Raw genomic sequence first — 456 nt, forward strand, 5'->3', positions numbered from 1 at the left:
CAGCCGGCAAATAACTAATAATCAGCATATTGATCCAATTTATGAAGCAGTATTTCTAGGAAATAGAGATAAAGATAAAAGTTATCATATTTTAGAAACGAGTAGTTTACTCACTTTTTGGTTTGATAATTTTGAACTCGAGGTAACGGCCGGTATTATCTTAATGATAATGTTTGGCTGGTTAGGAATCCTGTTGTCACTTGTTTTTATTTATTTTGTTAATTTAATTTTTATTAAGACGTATAAAAAGCATTCACCGCTTAAATCCAGCATTCATAAAAACAAGATGAGTTTTTTCGGTAATATCATTTATGTAAGTGCAATCAGTTTTATTTCATTAATTTTTATTCGAATTATTTCACAAAGTCATATACAAAATCTCACAAATGTGACGGAAACAGGTTCTTTTTTAAAACATATTATTGCCAATACGCTAGCGGCTGTTCAGTATGATAC

At 29.4% G+C, this 456-nt stretch carries 1 protein-coding gene; it reads left to right on the forward strand.

Annotated features, from left to right (window positions below; translation table 11 throughout):
• A partial coding sequence (locus KH893_RS12135; protein WP_281166321.1) for a hypothetical protein occupies positions 1 to 456 on the forward strand: 456 nt, incomplete at both ends.

Origin of the sequence: Liquorilactobacillus sicerae, assembly GCF_029916425.1 — a bacterium.
Lineage (GTDB): Bacteria > Bacillota > Bacilli > Lactobacillales > Lactobacillaceae > Liquorilactobacillus > Liquorilactobacillus sicerae.